The 18,941-nt window shown below is 68.8% G+C and carries 11 protein-coding genes and 1 tRNA gene; 7 read left to right on the forward strand and 5 right to left on the reverse strand.

Features of this window, described 5'->3' with window-relative positions; all coding sequences use genetic code 11:
• The first annotated feature begins 265 nt into the window (after positions 1–265).
• From QX204_RS04695 to QX204_RS04705, 3 genes are all read left to right on the forward strand, one after another.
• Complete coding sequence (locus QX204_RS04695) at positions 266–775, forward strand: DUF1269 domain-containing protein (protein ID WP_301905360.1); 510 nt, start codon at positions 266–268, stop codon at positions 773–775.
• Positions 776–999: 224 nt separating this feature from the next.
• Positions 1,000–1,878, forward strand: coding sequence for an SGNH/GDSL hydrolase family protein (locus QX204_RS04700; RefSeq protein ID WP_301905362.1), 879 nt, complete (start codon positions 1,000–1,002; stop codon positions 1,876–1,878).
• 93 nt (positions 1,879–1,971) lie between these two features.
• Positions 1,972–3,168, forward strand: a complete 1,197-nt coding sequence (locus tag QX204_RS04705; RefSeq protein WP_301905363.1) for a PucR family transcriptional regulator — start codon at positions 1,972–1,974, stop codon at positions 3,166–3,168.
• A 260-nt stretch (positions 3,169–3,428) separates the two neighbouring features.
• On the opposite strand, the gene QX204_RS04710 is transcribed toward QX204_RS04705, so the two are convergent.
• Positions 3,429–3,510, reverse strand: a tRNA-Leu gene (locus QX204_RS04710).
• Positions 3,511–3,970: 460 nt separating this feature from the next.
• Here QX204_RS04710 and QX204_RS04715 point away from each other — a divergent pair.
• Positions 3,971–13,213 (forward strand): type I polyketide synthase, encoded by a 9,243-nt coding sequence (locus tag QX204_RS04715; protein ID WP_301907908.1) that lies wholly within the window; start codon positions 3,971–3,973, stop codon positions 13,211–13,213.
• Between the two features lie 11 nt (positions 13,214–13,224).
• Positions 13,225–13,653 carry a holo-ACP synthase AcpS gene (locus tag QX204_RS04720; RefSeq protein ID WP_056821637.1) on the forward strand — a complete coding sequence of 143 codons (429 nt, stop codon included), beginning with the start codon at positions 13,225–13,227 and terminating at the stop codon, positions 13,651–13,653.
• Between the two features lie 13 nt (positions 13,654–13,666).
• On the opposite strand, the gene QX204_RS04725 is transcribed toward QX204_RS04720, so the two are convergent.
• Positions 13,667–14,287, reverse strand: coding sequence for a TetR/AcrR family transcriptional regulator (locus tag QX204_RS04725; RefSeq protein ID WP_082844012.1), 621 nt, complete (start codon positions 14,285–14,287; stop codon positions 13,667–13,669).
• Positions 14,288–14,606: 319 nt separating this feature from the next.
• Between QX204_RS04725 and QX204_RS04730 the strand changes: the two genes are divergently transcribed.
• Positions 14,607–15,788 (forward strand): hypothetical protein, encoded by a 1,182-nt coding sequence (locus QX204_RS04730; protein WP_301905364.1) that lies wholly within the window; start codon positions 14,607–14,609, stop codon positions 15,786–15,788.
• A 47-nt stretch (positions 15,789–15,835) separates the two neighbouring features.
• On the opposite strand, the gene QX204_RS04735 is transcribed toward QX204_RS04730, so the two are convergent.
• Together QX204_RS04735 and QX204_RS04740 are read right to left on the reverse strand one after the other, a co-directional pair.
• A complete protein-coding gene (locus tag QX204_RS04735; RefSeq protein WP_301905365.1) occupies positions 15,836–16,603 on the reverse strand; it encodes an ABC transporter permease in 768 nt (255 codons plus the stop codon).
• Positions 16,600–17,553, reverse strand: coding sequence for an ABC transporter ATP-binding protein (locus QX204_RS04740; protein ID WP_301905366.1), 954 nt, complete (start codon positions 17,551–17,553; stop codon positions 16,600–16,602). Before QX204_RS04740 ends, QX204_RS04735 begins: the two co-directional genes overlap by 4 nt.
• Positions 17,554–17,662: 109 nt before the next feature.
• Between QX204_RS04740 and QX204_RS04745 the strand changes: the two genes are divergently transcribed.
• Positions 17,663–18,388: a TetR/AcrR family transcriptional regulator gene (locus tag QX204_RS04745; protein WP_062985126.1), complete on the forward strand. Its 726-nt coding sequence runs from the start codon at positions 17,663–17,665 to the stop codon at positions 18,386–18,388.
• Here QX204_RS04745 and bcp read toward each other — a convergent pair whose 3' ends face one another.
• Positions 18,389–18,862 carry a thioredoxin-dependent thiol peroxidase gene (gene bcp, locus QX204_RS04750; protein WP_301905367.1) on the reverse strand — a complete coding sequence of 158 codons (474 nt, stop codon included), beginning with the start codon at positions 18,860–18,862 and terminating at the stop codon, positions 18,389–18,391.
• Positions 18,863–18,941 lie beyond the last annotated feature (79 nt).

Raw genomic sequence — 18,941 nt, forward strand, 5'->3', positions numbered from 1 at the left:
GCAGAGTGCGCGCACGAATCCGCGCAGCGCCGATTAAAGGGTGGTGCTCGCGATCCGGGTCGATCGCCCACGATCCGTCGATCTCGACACGCAGCGAGTTTATCGGACACATTCCCGTCGATACCGCGATGTTTCAGGTTCGCAACCGTCCCGGGCGGCCGTCGGTTTCGCGATCTCATCCCTCGCGGGTGACGACCGGCCGACGCCGGCGGGGAAGCCTTGCGGTGTGGTCGACCGACCGCGTACGCCGGAAACGGAGGATCCTGTGGCAAAGAAAGACGACGAGACATTCATCTATCTCGCGACCTATGCGAACGAGGCCGCCGCTCGCGACGACTACCAGGTCGTCAAGGATCTGCACAGCGAGGGCTTGGTCGGCTCCTACGACGCGGCCGTGGTCACCAAAGACGCCAACGGCAAGGTGCACGAGAACAAGGACGAGACAGCCACCCGCCACGGCGCCTGGGGCGGTATCGCGGCAGGCGCGGTCCTCGGACTGATCTTCCCGCCCGGAATCCTCGCATCGGCAGCTGTCGGCGGCGTCATCGGCAGTGTCGGCGGGCACCTCGCCAAGGGGATATCGCGTTCGAAGGTCAAAGAACTCGGCGACTTCATCGACCCCGGCCAGGCCGGACTCGTCGTCATCGGGGAGCTCAAGGTCAAAGAAGCCATCGAGAAGGCTGTGACCAGGGCAGAGAAGGAAATCGCCGAAGAGCTCGGTGTCGCGCCCGCGGACATCGATCGGGTGTTGCAGGAGGCTGTGAAGGGGCTGTAGCTACCTGGTCGTTCGCCGCGGGCCGGTGCCGTGGTCGACCCTGCCGACCTGCGCGGAGTCGACCGACGGCATCGTCGCGCGCGAGCACCGGTGGGATCTCTCGGTGGGTGATTGCGATCTACGCCACACTCGTGCCATAGTGGCCATCGTTGAGACGCTTACGTCTCAACGCGCGCGAGGCGCTTTCGCGTGGGATGGCGCAGACGTAGATCGAAAGAGATCACATGAACTCGATGATGAGAAAGCTGATCACTCGCCGGCTCTGCCGAGCCGCCGTCGGCGCGGCCGTGCTCGCGCTGATCGCCGTGCCTACCGCCGGTGCCCAGCCGTCACCGGCGAGTGGGGCCCGTTATGTCGCCTTGGGCGATTCGGGCGCGGCGACCACGGGTGTGCTGAACATCGATCCGACGGCACCGCTGCTGTGCGCGCGCTCGACAGCGAACGCCCCGGCCCTGATCGCCGACGCACTGGGGATCAGCTACGAGGACCGCACGTGCAGTTCGGCGAAGATCCGCGACCTGAGCGGGCGCCAGTCGGGGGTAGTCCCGCCGCAGTTCGAGGCGCTCGGACCCGATACCGACATCGTCACACTGCACATCGGCGCCAACGACGCCGACATGACCAAGTTCATCGGCAGCTGCCATGCCGCCGCGGTCACCGGAAGTTGCGCGGCGGCGGCCGATCCTGCCTGGGACGCCGCCATCGATGCCATCACTCCCGCCTACACGTCCGCGCTGGATGAGATCCACCGCCGCGCGCCGAAGGCCACGATCTTCGTCGACGGCTGGCCCACCTACTTCGACCCGGGAACTTGCTCGGCGATGGTGGGGCTGCTCGCCGACGACGCGGCCTACATCCAGTCGAAGTTCGACCGCCTCAACGCCGTGGTCAGTCGCGAGGCCACCGCCCACGGCGCGATCTACATCGACACGCGCCAGGCTTCGACCGGTCACGGTATGTGCTCGGCGGCCGATACCCGCTGGTTCGATCCAGTGGTCGGTGGCGACACCATGCTGCCCTACCACCCGACCTTCGCCGGGCATCGGGGAGTTGCCGCGCTGATCGTGGCCACCATCCGGTCCACCGACGCCGTTCCCCGCTGACAACCCGCACAAGCGTGCGATGGGCTCGGTAGGCACGGCGCGAGCAACGACAGGATTCGAGCAGTGCACAGTCCGAACCAGATTGCTGCTTTCGTGAGTGGATCCAGCCTCGAGCAGTCGAGTGATTTCGACGAGCTGCGTGTGTTGTTGACCGACTATGTGACCGGTATCGACGAGCGGGTCGAACGGCTGGTCGCCCAGCTGCGCGTGCAGGTGCCCGAGTACACGGTCCTGACATCCTCCGACATCGCCTTCTTCACCGCGCCCATCGTCCGATCGGTCTTGGAGCACGTGTCGGCGACTCTCACCGCGCCCGCCGCCTGCAACATCAGCGCGGTGCGTGAGCTGGCCCGCCGACGGATGCGGCAGGGCTTCCCGCTGGAAACCCTCACTCGCAGCATCCAACTCGTCGCCCGGTTCGTGCTCGCGGCCCTCGACGAGGAAGCCTCCCGGCGCGGGCTGCCGCCAAGAGTGGTGCTCCGGGCTCACGACGTGGCGTGGGAGTTCGCCAACGACGCCGCCGGAGTCATCGCCGAAATCCAGCACGACATGATCGCGGAGGGCCCGCGCCGGAACGCCGGACAGCGCGTGCAGTTCCTCCGCGCACTGTTGGGCGGACATCTGTCCACGCAACGTCTGGCCACCGATGCCTGTGTGTTCGGGATCGACCTGGCCACGCTCTATCAACCGTTGCGCGCGCGACCGGACGACGTCGATGACCTGCCCGCGCTGATGGCCTTGGTGGCCCGCACGAGTGCTACCGGCGAGCGGCGACCGGTCGTCGCGGTCGCCGAGGGGGAGTTGTTCGGGGTGGTACCGCGGCCGCCGGTTGTCGAGGATCGGTGGTTGGTCGCCCTCGCCGAACCCGCACCGCTCACCGCCATGGCGAGCTCCTTCGACGAGGCCACCACGACGCTGCGACTGGCCCAGGTTTTCGGTCGCAGGGGAGTGGTCACCCTCGCCGATCTCGGACCGTATCCCCTGGCGATGCTGGGGACCGGCGATGTCGAAAGACTCGAGCGCCGACACTGCGCAGTGCTCGACGACGGACGAGCCGGACGCCGCGACATGGAAGACACCGTCTGGGCCTTCCTCGAACACGACAGGAACACCGACGCGACCGCCGCCGCGCTGATCGTCCATCGCAACACGGTGCGCTATCGGCTTTCGCGGTTCCAGGAACTGACCCGCCTGGATCTCGCGCACACCCACGACCTGATGACGGTGTGGTGGGTATTGGCCCATCGACGCCTTCGGCGCTCGTCACCGATTGGCTCGGAAGGCCGATAAGGCGCTGGTGGTGTCGACGCCACGAACATGGCCTCGGGCTGGGTCGGCGACACGTCCGGACTCGCCGACTACAGCTATCCCGCAGACAAGGTTGTTGTTGGCTGATCGGGGAACGGCGAACGCTGGCAACGGGCCGTGGATACGTTCTGCCGGCCCGGGCAGTGGAGGAGTCGGCGGCTCGATCATCGCTGATCACCCCGGGCGCTCGCGCACCCGCTGGTGCGCAGAGGCCCTGATCCGGCTCGAAAGCCAGGAATCTGTGCGCGAGAGGGGACTTGAACCCCTACGTCCGTGGACACCAGAACCTAAATCTGGCGCGTCTGCCAATTTCGCCACTCGCGCTTGGATGTGTACGACCGTCCAAACTCTACCGGGCGAATCGGGCTGTGCGAAGCGTAGGGGCGGCGTGGCGTACTCGTGGGTAACACGACCTGGGGTTATAACGATTCGGTAAACCTCAATGTGAGGGGCACTCATGTTTGAGAACCCGAGTAACAGGCCGGACCTGCGCGTTCAAACATGAGGCTGCGTCATGTTTCGCACTATTCTGGTACGGACGTACGAAAATACTGGGCGGTAGCTCGCTACTGGGCTGGAAACGTGAGGCTTTCCTCATGATTTTGTGCGATCGTGGCTCTCAACAGGCCCAAGGGGCTGCCGGATACGTGTGCGTGCCGTCGGTGGGCGACACGCCAGGAGAAGGAAGTCGAGCGTCTTGACGATCAACGAGAGCACCGAAATCGGCACGGAAGCGACCACGAAAGCGAATGGTCGCGGCCAGGCCAGGGGCGTCCGCGCGGCGCTGCTGGAGCAGCTGCGCACCGGAGCGGGCTACGCGTTGGCGTTCGGCGGACAGGGTGCCCAGTGGCTGCGCGAGCTCGAGGAGATCGGGCGCGACAGCGCGTTGGAGTCCGAGCTGGCCGCGCTGGTCCATGACGCGGCCGCGCTGATCGAGCCGGTTGCGGCGCAGTTGCTGGTGGTGCGCCCCGGTGGATTCGACCCGATGGGCTGGGTGCTCGAGAGCGAGCTCGACGAGCCGGAGGAGCCCTCGTCCGCGCCCGCGGACTCGGTGCTGCGGTCGGTGCCCGTTTCCATGCCGGGTGTGCTGCTGACCCAGCTCGCCGCGACCAGGGCATTGCGGTTGCAGGGTCTCGACCCGGCCGAGCACGCGCCGGTCGCGATCGTCGGACATTCGCAGGGGCTGTTCGCCGCCGCCGCGGTCGAAGCGGGCGGCACGCGTGACGCGGAGCTGCTGGCCATTTCTCAGCTCGTGGGTGCGGCCGCCGGGCTCGTCGCGCGTAGGCGTGGACTGATGCCGGTGGGCGAGCGCTCGCCGATGGTGGCCGTGTCGAATGTGGATCCGGAGCAGCTGCGGGCGATCGTCGCCGAGGTCGCCGAGGGCGTCGATCCCGCCATCGCCGCGGTGGTGTCGATCCGCAACGGACGCAGGCGCGTCGTGATCTCGGGTGCGCCCGCGCAGATCGATCGGGTGCGCGTTCGTTGCGCGCAGCTGCACGACGAGCAGACCCGCGAGCGCGAGAGCAAGGCTCGTGGTGGCGCGGTGTTCGCGCCCGTGTTCGAAGACATCTCCGTCGACGTCGCCTTCCACCACCCGGCGCTGGCCGAGACCGTCGAACTGGTCGCAGGCTGGGCCCGCCAGTGCGAGATCGACGCCGATCTCGCCGCCGCGCTGACCCAGCAGGTGCTCGTCGACCCGATCGACTGGGTCGCCACCGTCGACGCCGTGGTCGAAGCGGGCGCGCAGTGGATCCTCGACCTCGGCCCCGGCGACCTGCTCTCGCGGGTGACCGGCGGTTCGCTCAAGGGCACCGGTGTCGGCGTGATCGCCGCCGCCACCCGCGCCGGTCAGCGCAGCCTGCTCACCCCGGGCGCCGCGCCGGAGCCGTCGACGCCGTGGTCGGCCTTCGCGCCGAAGCCGGTGCGTCTGCCCAACGGGCGCATCGTCGTCGAGACCTCGTTCACCAAGCTCACCGGCCGCTCGCCGATCCTGCTCGCGGGCATGACCCCGACGACCGTCGACGCGAAGATCGTCGCGGCCGCGGCCAATGCGGGCCACTGGGCCGAGCTGGCCGGTGGCGGTCAGGTCACCGAGCAGATCTTCGCCGATCGGGTCACCGAGCTGCGTCAGCTGCTGCAGCCGGGTCGCGCCGTGCAGTTCAACTCGCTGTTCCTCGACCCCTACCTGTGGAAGCTGCAGCTGGGCGGCAAGCGCCTGGTGCAGAAGGCACGGGCGGCGGGTGCGCCGATCGACGGAGTGATCGTCACCGCGGGCATCCCCGAACTCGACGAGGCCGTCGCGCTGATCGGTGAGCTGTCCGAGGCGGGCATCAGCCACGTCGCGTTCAAGCCGGGCACCGTCGCCCAGATCAAGGCCGTGCTGCGCATCGCCGACGCCGTTCCGGACTACCCGGTGATCATGCACATCGAAGGCGGCAAGGCCGGCGGGCACCACTCCTGGGAAGACCTCGACGACCTGCTGCTGGCCACCTACGCCGAGCTGCGCGGCCACGCCAACGTGGTGATCTGCGTCGGCGGCGGCATCGGCACTCCCGAACGCGCCACCGACTACCTCACCGGCACCTGGTCCACCGGCCACGGCTACCCGCTCATGCCCCTGGACGGCGTGCTCGTCGGCACCGCGGCCATGGCTACCCTCGAAGCGACCACCGCCCCCGCGGTGAAGCAGCTGCTCGTCGACACCCCCGGCACCCCCGACTGGGTCGGTGCGGGCACCGCCAGCGGTGGAATGGCCTCCGGGCGCAGCCAATTGGGCGCCGACATCCACGAGATCGACAATGCCGCCTCGCGGACCGGCCGCCTGCTCGACGAGGTCGCCGGCGATGCCGATGCCGTGGCGAGCCGTCGCGCCGAGATCATCGCGGCGCTCGACGCCACCGCCAAGCCCTACTTCGGCGATGTCGCCACCATGACCTACCAGCAGTGGCTGGAACGCTATGTCTCCCTGGCCGTGACGAGCGAAGTGCCGATCTCGTTCGATTGCGGCAGCGATATCGGTGACGCGATCCGCGACGCCACCCGCTCGGACTGGCTCGACATCAGCTGGCGCGACCGGTTCGCGGAGATGATGCGCCGCACCGAGTCCCGGCTCAACCCGGCCGACAGCGGTGAGATCGAAACCCTGTTCGCCGACGACGAGGCCTTCGAGCACCCGGTGCAGGCACTGTGCGCGCTGCAGAAGCAGTACCCGGCGATCGCCGACACCGTGCTGCACCCGGCCGACGTGCCGTTCTTCGTCTCGCTGTGCAAGACGCCGGGCAAGCCGGTGAACTTCGTGCCCGTCGTCGACGCCGATGTGCGTCGCTGGTGGCGTTCGGACTCGCTGTGGCAGGCCCACGATCCGCGGTACTCGGCCGATCAGGTGTGCGTCATCCCCGGCACCGTCGCCGTCGCCGGTATCACCCGCGTGGACGAGCCCGTCGGTGAGCTGCTCGACCGCTTCGAACAGGACACCGCGTACAGCCTGGTCCGGGCCGGTGTCGTCCCCGAGCCGGTGGACGCGCGTCGCGTCGCCGGTGTGGTGGCGGGACCGATCGACACCGTGCTCGCCGCCCCCGACGTGCAGTGGGCCGGTCGCACCACCGTCAACCCGGTGCATCGCCTCGGTGACGTCTCGGAATGGATCGTCGAGCAGGGGAGTGCGGTGCATCGCGCCACCGGCGCCACCCTGACCGAAACCACCGGTCCCGAAGCCGAATTCGGCTACGTGGAGCTGACGGTGCCGCTGGTCCGCGATTCCGTGCGGATCCGCATCACCGTGCCCGCGAGCGTGTATTCCGGTGGCGCGCCGGTGATCACCGACGCCGATGCCGAGACCGCGATGTCGGCCCTGCTCGGCGTCGCCGCCGGAAAGTCGCTGCCTGAGGTGAAAGCCGGTGTGGCGCACCTCAACCTGGCTTGGATGCCGGATCTGATCGCCGACCACGCCGGTGTCACGGGCTCGGGCCTGCCCGACACCCTCAGCACTCTCGGCCGTACCGCTCCCGATGTGCTCGTCGGCGCCTGCTGGCCCGCGGTCTTCGCGGTGCTCGGCGCGGCCCGCACCCCGGTCGGCGGCTCCGTCATCGAGGGCATGCTCGACCTGGTCCACCTGGATCACCAGATCGAACTGCTGAACGAACTGCCCTCGGAGACCAGCATTCTTGTCGTTCGCGCCGAAGGCGGCGCGGTGATCGACACCGACATGGGCCGGGTGGTCGAGGTCGAGGTGAACATCGGCCTGATCCTGGATCAGGGACTCGACGCCACCCCGCTGGCCCGACTCGTCGAACGCTTCGCCATCCGCGGCCGCAACGGCGCGGGTGAGCTCACCGATCCGCCGCGCGCGGCCGGTGCGGTCTCCGACGACGCCACCGACACCCCCCGCCGCCGTCGCCGCGACGTGAGCATGGCCGCCCCGCGCGCCATGCACGCGTTCGCCGCGGTCTCCGGCGACCACAACCCGATCCACACCTCCGACGCCGCCGCCAAGCTGGCCGGCCTCGGCAGCCCGATCGTGCACGGCATGTGGCTCTCGGCCGCCGCCCAGCACGCGGTGGTGGCGGTGGATCCCGAAAGCTCCGTTCCCGCACGCACTCTCACGGCATGGACCACCCGGTTCCTCGGCATGGTGCGCCCCGGCGCGACCGTGGACGTGCGGGTGGAGCGGATCGCGGTGGACGCGGGCGCCGAGATCGTCGAGGTCTCCTGCCGCGTCGACGGTGACCTGGTCATGACCGCGACCGGGCGCACCGCCGCCCCGAAGACCGTGTACGCCTTCCCGGGCCAGGGCATCCAGCGCAAGGGGATGGGCCTGGACGCGCTGACCCGCTCGAAGGCGGCCAAGCGGGTATGGGAGCGTGCCGACGCGCACACCCGCGACGCCCTCGGTTTCTCGATCCTGGCGGTGGTGCGCGACAACCCGACCTACCTCAAGGCGCGCGGTGTCGAACACCGGCACCCGGACGGCGTGCTGCACCTGACCCAGTTCACCCAGGTCGCGATGGCCACCCTCGGCGTCGCCCAGGTCGCCGAGCTGCGGGAATCGGGCGCGTTCGTCGAAGGCGCGATGCTGGCCGGTCACTCGGTCGGTGAGTACAACGCCCTCGCCGCCGTCGCCGGGGTGCTGCCGTTGGAAGCCGTGCTCGAGGTCGTGTTCCAGCGTGGCTCGGCCATGCACGAACTGGTGCCGCGTGACGCGCAGGGCCGCAGCGACTACCGGATGGCCGCCATCCGCCCCTCGCAGATCGGACTGCCCGACCCCGAGGTGATCGACTTCGTCAACGGGATCGGCGCGGAGACCGGCGAATTCCTCGAGGTGGTGAATCTCAACCTGCGCGGCTCCCAGTACGCCATCGCGGGCACGGTCGCCGGGCTCGAGGCACTCGAGACCGAAATCGACCGTCGCCGTGCCGAATTCGGCGGCAAGCGAGCCTTCATCCTGGTGCCCGGCATCGACGTGCCGTTCCACTCCTCGGTGCTGCGCGACGGCGTGCCGGAGTTCCGGCACAAGCTCGAGCAGCTGCTGCCCGCCGAGGTGCGCCCGGAGGTGCTGGTCGGACGCTACATTCCGAACCTGGTGCCCCGTCCGTTCTCGCTGGACCGCGCCTTCCTCACCGAGATCGCCGAACTCGTGCCGTCGGAGCCTCTCGCGGCCGTGCTGGCCGACTTCGACAGCTGGGCCACGCGCGATGCCGAGCTGTGCCGCGTGGTGCTGATCGAGCTGCTGGCCTGGCAGTTCGCCAGCCCGGTGCGCTGGATCGAGACCCAGGACCTGCTCTTCTCCGACACCGCCCACGGTGGTCTCGGCGTGGAGCGGTTCGTCGAGATCGGCCTCGGCGCCACCCCGACCGTGGCGAACCTGGCCTCGCAGACGCTGAAGCTGCCCGGGTTCGGTGGGGTGACCGTGGAGGTCGTCAACGTCGAACGTGACGCGGCGGTCGTCTACTCCACCGACACCGATCCGGCCCCGGTCGACGACATCGACGACGCCCCGGTCGAGACCGCGGCCGCGCCGACCGCCGCGGCCCCCGTGGCTGCTGCCGCCGCTCCGGTGGCGACCGGCGGCCCGCGCCCCGACGACATCGCGTTCAGCGCCGCCGACGCCACCCGCGTGCTCATCGCGCTGTGGACCAAGCTGCGGATGGACCAGATCGGCCCGGTCGACACCATCGAGGGTCTCTGCGACGGTGTCTCCTCGCGGCGTAACCAGCTGCTCGTCGACCTCGGCGCCGAACTCTCCCTCGGTGCCATCGACGGCGCCGCCGACGCCGACATGGGCGCACTGGCCGCCACCGTCGAACGCCTTGCCCGCACCTACAAGCCCTTCGGCACCGTGCTCACCGACGCCATCGGCGACCACCTGCGCAAGGTCTTCGGCCCCTCCGGCAAGCGGCCCGCCGCCATCGCCGACCGGGTCAAGAAGGTCTGGGAACTCGGCGACGGCTGGGCCAGCCACGTCACCGCCGAGGTCTCCCTCGGCACCCGTGAAGGTGCGAGCGTGCGCGGCGGTGACCTCGGCGGTCTCGCAGGCGGCGCGCTCAGCGATGCGGCTTCGGTCGACGCCGCCATCGACGCCGCGGTGCAGGCTGTGGCCGCACGGCGCGGTGTCGCGGTCTCGATGCCCTCGGCGGGCGGCGCCACCGGCGGCACCGTCGACGCTGCCGCGCTCGGCGAGTTCACCGAGCAGATCACCGGACGCGACGGCGTGCTCGCCACCGCGGCCAGGGTCGTGCTCGAACAGCTCGGCCTCAGCGAGAAGATCAGCGCACCCGAGGCGACCCCCGATACGCTCGCCGACCTCGTCTCGGCCGAACTGGGTTCGGACTGGCCGCGTCTGGTCGCTCCCGCGTTCGACGCCCGCAAGGCCGTGCTCATCGACGACCGCTGGGCCACCGCCAGGGAAGACCTCGCGAAGATGTGGCTCGGCGACGATGCCGCCACCGCGGAGCAGTCGATCGACGGTTTCGTCGGTGCCGGTGAAGCTGTTGCCGCCCAGGCCAGTTGGTGGCGTCAGCGGGCCATGCACGAGGCCCGTTCGGTGCTGGCCGGGGTGTACGCGAAGATCGCCGAAGCCGCGCTCGACACCACCGAGCCGGGTCTGTGGTCCGACGACCTCGCCGTGATCACCGGCGCCAGCAAGGGTTCCATCGCGGCAGCCGTCACCGGCAAGCTCCTCTCCGGTGGCGCGACCGTGGTGGTCACCACCTCCGGTCTCGACGACCAGCGGCTGCGGTTCTACCGCTCGCTCTACCGCGACAACGCCCGCCACGGCGCGGCGCTGTGGGTGGTCCCGGCCAATATGGCCTCCTACCAGGACCTCGACGCGCTGATCGAGTGGGTCGGCACCGAGCAGGTCGACAACGCGGGCGGCGCCAAGATCAAGGTCAAGGACGCCATGACCCCGACGATGCTGCTGCCGTTCGCGGCGCCGCGCGTCGCGGGCGACCTCGCCGACGCGGGCGCCCGCGCCGAAATGGAGATGCGGGTCCTGCTCTGGTCGGTGGAACGGCTGATCGGCGGCCTGTCCGCCCTCAACGCCGACCACGACGTCGACGCGAAACTGCATGTCGTGCTGCCGGGTTCGCCCAATCGTGGCCTCTTCGGCGGCGACGGCGCCTACGGCGAAGCCAAGGCCGCGCTCGACGCGGTCGTCACCAAGTGGAAGGCCGAGAAGTCCTGGGCCACCCGGGTGACGCTGGTGCACGCGCTGATCGGCTGGGTGCGCGGCACCGGGCTGATGGGTCACAACGACCCCATGGTCGAGGCCGTGGAGAAGGCGGGCGTGCAGACCTGGTCGACCACCGAGATGGCCGACGAACTGCTCAAATGGTGCACCTCGCGCGCTCGTCAGGTGACGCTCACCGGCCCGCAGCAGATCGACCTCACCGGCGGTCTGGCTCGCGCCAAGCTCGACCTGCCCGCGCTCGCCAAGCAGGCGCAGGAGGCCGCGGCCGAGCAGATCGAGGAAGCCGCCACCACCGCGACCATCGCCGCGCTGCCCGCACCGCCCACCCTGAGTTCGGCGCTGCCCGTGCCCGATTGGGCTCCGGTCACCGCGGAACTGCGCGACATGGTCGTCATCGTCGGCGCCGGTGAACTCGGCCCGTACGGCTCCTCGCGCACCCGCTTCGAGATGGAGGTCGAAGACCAGCTCTCGGCCGCGGGCGTGCTCGAACTGGCCTGGACCACCGGTCTGATCCGCTGGGAGAACGAGCCGAAGCCCGGCTGGTACGACACCGAGTCCGGCGACTTCGTGCCGGAAGCCGAGGTGGCGGAGCGGTACCACGACACCGTCGTGGAACGCTGCGGTGTGCGCCGCTACGAAGACGACGGCGCCATGCTCGACAACGCGGCCCCGCTGCTCACCTCGGTGTTCCTCGATCAGGACCTGACGTTCACGGTCGCCAACGAGGCCGAGGCACGGGCCTTCGCCACCGCCGATCCCGAGCACACGGTGATCAGCCCGGTCGAGGGCTCGGGCGACTGGACCGTCACCCGTCAGGCCGGCACCGAGATCCGCGTGCCGCGCAAGGCGAAGCTCTCCCGCGTGGTCGGCGGCCAGATCCCGACCGGCTGGGACCCCACCATCTGGGGCGTCTCGGCCGACATGGCTGCCTCGATCGACCGGGTCGCGCTGTGGAACATCGTCTGCACCGTCGACGCGTTCGTCGGCGCGGGCTTCAGTCCCGACGAGCTGATGAGCTGGGTGCACCCGAGCCTGGTGGCCAACACCCAGGGCACCGGCATGGGCGGCATGTCCTCGATGCGCTCGCTCTACGTCGACAACCTGCTCGGCGAACCGCGCCCGAACGACATCCTGCAGGAAGCACTGCCCAACGTCGCTCTGGCGCACGTGGTGCAGTCCTACGTGGGCAGCTACGGCGCCATGGTGCACCCGGTCGCGGCCTGCGCCACGGCGGCGGTCTCGGTCGAGGAAGGCGTCGACAAGATCCGGCTCGGCAAGGCCGAGGTCGTGGTCGCCGGCGGTTTCGACGACCTGGGTATCGAAGGCATCGTCGGCTTCGGTGACATGTCGGCCACCGCCGACTCGGCGAGCATGCGCGCCAAGGGAATCAGCGACCGCTACTTCTCCCGCGCCAACGATCGCCGTCGCGGCGGGTTCGTGGAATCGCAGGGTGGCGGCACCGTGCTGCTGGCCCGCGGTGACGTGGCCGTGGAGATGGGTCTGCCGGTGCTCGGCGTCGTCGCCTTCGCCCAGTCCTTCGCCGACGGCGTGCACACCTCCATCCCGGCGCCGGGTCTCGGCGCGCTGGGTGCGGGGCGTGGCGGCAGCGAGTCGCGACTGGCGGCCGAACTGCGCAAGCTCGGCGTGACCCCCGACGACATCGCGGTGATCTCCAAACACGACACCTCCACCGCGGCCAACGACCCCAACGAGTCGGAGCTGCACGAGCGGCTCGCAGGCGCGCTGGGTCGTACCAGCGGCGCACCGCTGTTCGTGGTCTCGCAGAAGAGCCTCACCGGCCATGCCAAGGGCGGCGCGGCGGCATTCCAGCTCATCGGCCTGTGCCAGGTGCTGGAGAACGGCGTGGTGCCGCCGAACCGCAGCCTGGACTGTGTCGACGAGAAGATGGCCGGCTACCCGCACCTGGTGTGGGCGCGCGAGCCGCTGCGTTTCGGCGAGAAGTTCGCGCTCAAGGCGGGTCTGGTGACCTCGCTCGGCTTCGGCCACGTGTCCGGTCTGCTCGCGGTGGTCCATCCGCAGGCGTTCCTGGCCGCGATCGACCCGGCCGCGCGGGCGGAGTACCAGGAGCGGGCGCAGACGCGTCAGCTCGCGGGTAGGCAGCGCTTCGCCGAGGCCATGTGCGGCGGGTCGGCACTGTACGAGAAGCCCGCCGATCGTCGCCTCGGCGCCGACGGCACGCCGGCCAAGCAGATCCGTCAGCTCGAGGCCGACATGCTGCTCTCGCCGCAGGCCCGTCTCGACAGCGACGGTGTCTACAGCGCGAACGGATGGGGCTGCGGCACCGGGCAAATCGCCCCGCAGTCGACCGAAGCGTCGTAGGCTGCCGCTTCGTGACGATTCTCGGTATCGGCTTGGACTTGGTGACCATCTCCGAGTTCTCCGAACAGCTGCAACGGCCCGGGTCGACCATGCTCAGGGAGACATTCACCGCTGGTGAACGTCGCTACTGCCAGAGCAAGCAAACCGACCCGGCCCGCAGCTTCGCCGCACGGTGGGCCGCGAAGGAGGCGGTGCTCAAAGCCTGGGCATCGTCTCGCTTCGCCCGCAGCCCGCAGATCGGCGACAATCCGTACCCGCTCATCGAAGTCGTCAACGACGCCTGGGGCAGGCCGAGCATCAAACTGCACGGCCTGGCCGCGGAATTCCTGCCCCGGGTGCGGGTACACCTGTCGCTGACCCACGACGGCGACACCGCCGCGGCGATGGTGGTGCTGGAGGACCCGGGCGAGTTGGCCGATTTGATCGAAGGCCGAAACTAGCAGTCGCGAACCGTCATTTCTCTTCGGCGGTTCGCGATTCTTTTTCCGCCACAAGCAGATACGCCACCATCAGGCGCTTGAGTTCGGCGACGGCATCGGTGTTCGATTGATCTTCCTGCACCGAGAAATTCAGCATCGAATACACGACGTGCACCAGCACTTCGGCCATCATCGTGCGCCGGGCGCGCGGTGTGCGCGGCGTCAGCGGCCGCAGCATCTGCGAGACGACCGCGGCGAATTCCTTCTCGTGCAGCGCGCCCGTGGCCCGCGTGGAGGGGGTCGACTGCATCGCCAGCCACACCTCGCGCCGCGACGGGTCGGTGGTCCACAGGTTCGCCATGTGGTCGACGAACTGGTTCATGTGCCGCAGCCAGTCCAGCGAGGGCACTTCACCGTGGAAGTCGGCCAGCTCGCGGGAAACCGCAACCAGGTCTTGTCGATTGAGTTCGCAGACGATCACGTACTTGTTGGCGAAGAACTGGTACAGGGTGCCGATCGGCACCTCGGCGCGCTGCGCGACCTCTTCACAGGTGAACGATTCGAACCCCACCTCGACCAGCAGCTCGCGCGAAGACGCCAGCAGCGCGTCGAATTTGCGCTTGCTGCGCTCCTGTGTCGGCCGCTTGCGCGGCATCAACTCTTGCGGGTCGTCCTGCAATTCCAGCGCAGGGTCCGGACGGCTCTGCGGTGACCGGGCCTGCGCGTGTACTTCCACCCATCCAGGCTAGCGGTATCCGCACATCCGCGACACGCCTCTACCGACAGCGTGTCAACAACTGGCAGAAATCCCGACCCATCCATGTCCTGACCGGTGACGAATCATCAGATAAGTGTGCGTCTATCTGCACGCTTGTTCGCGGCTAGCCAGCTCACGCCGCACCAGACCTACCGCGAAGTGACGGACCCCGTGTGGTCTCGTCCCGCACCGTTTCGCACAGGGGAAGGCAAGACTTGTGGCAACAGGATCTGTGGTAACCCTCGGCGTCAGCACCGAGCGTGGAGCCGTGCACGCGGTCGCGTTCGCCGAATCGGGCGTCACTCTCACGGATCGGATGCTGCTGCGGCGCACCGTCCGTGCCGGTGGTGACGGCAAGGCCGATGTCGCGGCGGCGGTGCACACCGCACTCGACGCGATCGCGGCCGAACTCGACAACGAGCACGAGATCGCCGGGGTGGCAGTGAGTTACCGCGACGCGAACGAGCGGCGCGCGATCGTCACCCGACTGGCGGAGACCGAATGGCGCACCGCCTCGCTGGTTTCGGCGAAGTCGGCGCATCTGTTCGTCGCGGGCGCGATGACCTGGCTGGACGAGTTCGACAATCTGCTCATCGTCGAGGCCGTGCCCGGGTACCAGGCGATGACACTGGTCGACCCGGGTCGCCATCGCGTGCTCGCCGCCTACGCGCAGACCGGCGCGCCGACGCCCGATGCCCTGCGTGCGGGCGTATCGGCAGCGTGGGATCAGTTCGAGGCGGCGTCGGTGAAGCCCGGCGCGGTGGTGCTGGTCGGTTCGTCGTCGGACGCGCCCGCGGTGCGCGACGCGGTCGCCGGGTTCGGTGTACCGGTGCTGCCCTGTCGGTTGGCGCCGTTCGCGCCCGCCGCCGGCGCCGCGCTGGTCGCGCTCGGTGACACGGTCGTGGTGCCGATCTCCACCGGCTCGCGCTCCAAGCGGGGGACAGCGATGGTCGCGGCGGCGGCGAGTGTGCTGGCCGGCGGGCTCGTCGCGGGTGGATCGTATGCGGTGGTCAACAGCGGTCGGCCGGTGGTCGACAACACCGCCGTGTCGTCGGAGCCCGGCGCCGCGTCGGCGCCGGTTATTCCGCAAGCCCCCCAGACACACGAGGCCGCCTCGGTCGAGACCGGGGGCGTGACGGAAGAGTCGACCACCTCGCCGTACGAGACGGTGTCGCCGAATCCGCAACTGGTGAACCCGGGCGAATTCCCCCTCGACTACCCGACCCAGCTGTACGGAGACGCGCCGCAGGAGGATCCGCTGCCGCTCGAGCCTGTCGCGCCTGTGGTGCCGCAGATTCCCGCCGCGGCCCCGACCCTGCCTGGCACGGGCATTCCGCTCAGCATGCAGCCGGCGCAGGCTGTCACGCCGGAAGATCCGCGCACGGCGTCCGCCGACTGATCGTCTCCACAGTGAAGGGGCAGCGCGTGCGCTGCCCCTTCGTGGTTTCAGACGCTGGTACGGCGCCGGAACAGGATTCCCGCCGCGAGGTACCCGACCAGCGCGATTCCCGCGCACCAGAGCACCGCGAGCAGCCCACTGTCGCCGATCGGCGTGCCCATCAGCAACCCGCGCGTCGTTTCGATCACCGGCGTCACCGGCTGATTCTCCGCGAACCGGTGCAGCCAGACCGGCATCGACGAGGTCGGTACGAACGCCGAGCTCACGTACGGCAGGAACATGAACACGAAGGTGAAACCGTTGGCCGCCTCCGGGTTTCGCGCGAGCAAGCCCAGCGCGGCGGCCAACCACGACAGTGCGAACACGAACATCGCGAGCACACCGAAGACGCCGAGCCAGCGCAGCGGATCGGTGGTCGGCCGGAAGCCGAGCGCCACCGCCACCCCGATGACGATCGCCGACGTGATCAGGTTGCGGATCACGCTCTCGGCGACGTGCCCGGTGAGTACCGCCGAGCGGGCGATGGCCATGGTGCGGAACCGGTCGATGATGCCCTCGGCCACGTCCGTCGACAGCGCGACCGCGGTGGTCGACGCGCCGAAACCCGCGCACAGCAGGATGATTCCGGGCACCACGTAGTCGATGTAGTCGCCGGCGCCCACGTTCATCGCGCCGCCGAAGACATAGACGAACATCAGCAGGATCATCACCGGCAGCGCGATCGTCATGATCATCGTGTCGGGACTGCGCAGGGTGTGGCGGATATTGCGATCCAGCATGGTGGCCGAATCCTGGAGTGTGCGGGTGGTGCTCATGCGGCTACCTCGGTGCGTCCGGTGAGTGCGAAGAAGACATCGTCGAGATCGGGGGTGTGCACGGTGAGCTGGTCGATCGCGATGTCGAGCTCGGCGAATCGGTCGAGGAGCTGCTTGATCTCGACGGCGCTGCCGTCCGAGGGCACCTGCAGGGTCAGCTGTTCGGGATCGGCGTGACCACCGGAGCCGCTGTCGAGCGCTCGAGCGGCGGCGTCGAGTAGTGCGCGGTCGGCGAAGCGGAATCGGATGTGTCCGCCCGGCACCAGGCGTTTGAGTTCCTCGGGGGTGCCGTCGGCGACGATGCGGCCGCCGTCGAGCACGGCGATCCGGTCGGCGAGCTGATCGGCTTCCTCGAGGTACTGCGTGGTGAGCAGGATGGTCGTCCCCTCGGCGGCCAATTCTCTGATGGCAGTCCACAGGTCGCGTCGGCTGCGCGGGTCGAGGCCGGTGGTCGGCTCGTCCAGGAAGACGATGCGTGGCTTGCCCATCAGGCTCATCGCGAGGTCGAGCCTGCGACGCATGCCGCCGGAGTAGGAGGCGACCGGCTTGTCGGCGGCGTCGACCAGGTCGAAACGCTCGAGGAGTTCGGCGCCGCGACGCGCGGTCTCGGCCTTGCCCAGGTGCAGCAACCGGCCGGTCAGCCGCAGGTTCTCGGTGCCGGTGAGTACTCCGTCGACGGAGGCGTTCTGGCCGGTGACGCCGATCAGTCGCCGGATCGTATCGGGGGCTTGTCGCAGATCGTGCTCGAGGACCTGAATGTCGCCGCGATCGGGCAGGCTCAGGGTCGCCAGGATGCGGACCAGGGTCGTCTTGCCCGCCCCGTTGGGGCCGAGAAGCGCGAAGACGCTGCCCGCGCTGATGTCGAGGTCGAGGTCGTCCAGGACGACGTGGGCGCCGAAGGCTTTGCGAAGCTGCCGGATCGAGAGGGCGGGCGGTCGTTCGGGTGCCATGAGTTCTCTCCGCTCAAAAACTGTTTATGTCGTAGACACAGTTTATAGGCTAAACAGTTTTCGAGCGCAAGAGTGGTCCGACTAGAGTCGAAGCGAGCAGAGGAGGCAGATGACGACGTCCGGTGACACGGCGCTCCCGAGATCGGTCGAGCTGATGTGGGGGCTCGGGCAACCCGGTGGTCGCGGCCCCAAGCGGGCGCTGACCCTCGATCAGATCCTCGACGCCGCCACGGAAGTGGCCGATGCGGAGGGGTTCGCGGCATTGTCGATGAACCGGGTCGCCAAGCAGCTCGGCTACACCGCGATGTCGCTGTACCGGTACGTCGACAGCAAGAACACGCTGGTCGACCTGCTGATGGACCGGGTCGTCGGGGTGCCGCCCGTGATCGCGCCGCAGACGCCGTGGCGGTCAGGGCTCGAGCAGTGGGCGCGGGCCGAGTTCGCGCGGCTGGGTCGTCATCCCTGGTGGATGGACATTCCACTGAGTCGCCCGCCGATGGGACCGAACAATATGGCCTGGCTCGAGACGGCGTTGGGGGTGCTCGCCGAAGCAGCGGTGCCGGATCCGGTCAAGCTGCAACTGGTGATGAACGTGTCGATGTTCGTAGTGGGAAAACGGCGGTTCCTGCGGGACCTGGAGGAGGAAGAGGGCGGCGACTTTCCCTCGGTGATGACCAGGGTCCTCGACCCGCAGCGTTTCCCATGGGTATCGGCCGCCCTGTCCGCCGCTGCTTTCGACGATGGCGATATCGAGTGGGAGCAGGCCGATTTCGAATTCGGCCTGGCCCGGTTGCTCGACGGTTACGAGGTGTTCATCGCCACTTTCGGCGACTGATTACACCGACAGATCGCGGCGCAATTTGGCGACGTGGCCGGTGGCGCGGACGTTGTACTGGGCGAGTTCGATCTTGCCCTTCTCGTCGACCAGGAAGGTCGAGCGGATCACGCCTGTCACGGTCTTGCCGTACATCATCTTCTCACCGAAAGCGCCCCATTCTTTGAGCACCTCGCGCTCGGGATCCGACAGCAGCGGGAAGGTCAGGCCCTCGTTGTCGCGGAATTTCGCCAGCTTGGCGGGCTTGTCGGGGGAGATCCCGATGACCTCGAGTCCCGCGCCACCGAGGTCGGCCAGGTTGTCGCGGAAGTCGCACGCCTGCTTGGTGCAGCCGGGGGTGCTGGCGGCCGGGTAGAAATAGACGATCACCTTGCGGCCGCGGTAGTCCGACAGCGATACGTCGTTGCCGTCGGCGTCGGGCAGCGTGAACTCGGGGGCGGTGTCTCCGGGGGAGAGGCGATGGTTGTCGGTCACCACCGCACGGTAACCGACAGGGTCGGCGAGGCGCATGGATAGACTCGGTGACGAGCAGCAGACATTTACCTGGAGGTGA

Source organism: Nocardia sp. PE-7 (assembly GCF_030486425.1).
GTDB classification, from domain to species: domain Bacteria; phylum Actinomycetota; class Actinomycetes; order Mycobacteriales; family Mycobacteriaceae; genus Nocardia; species Nocardia salmonicida_A.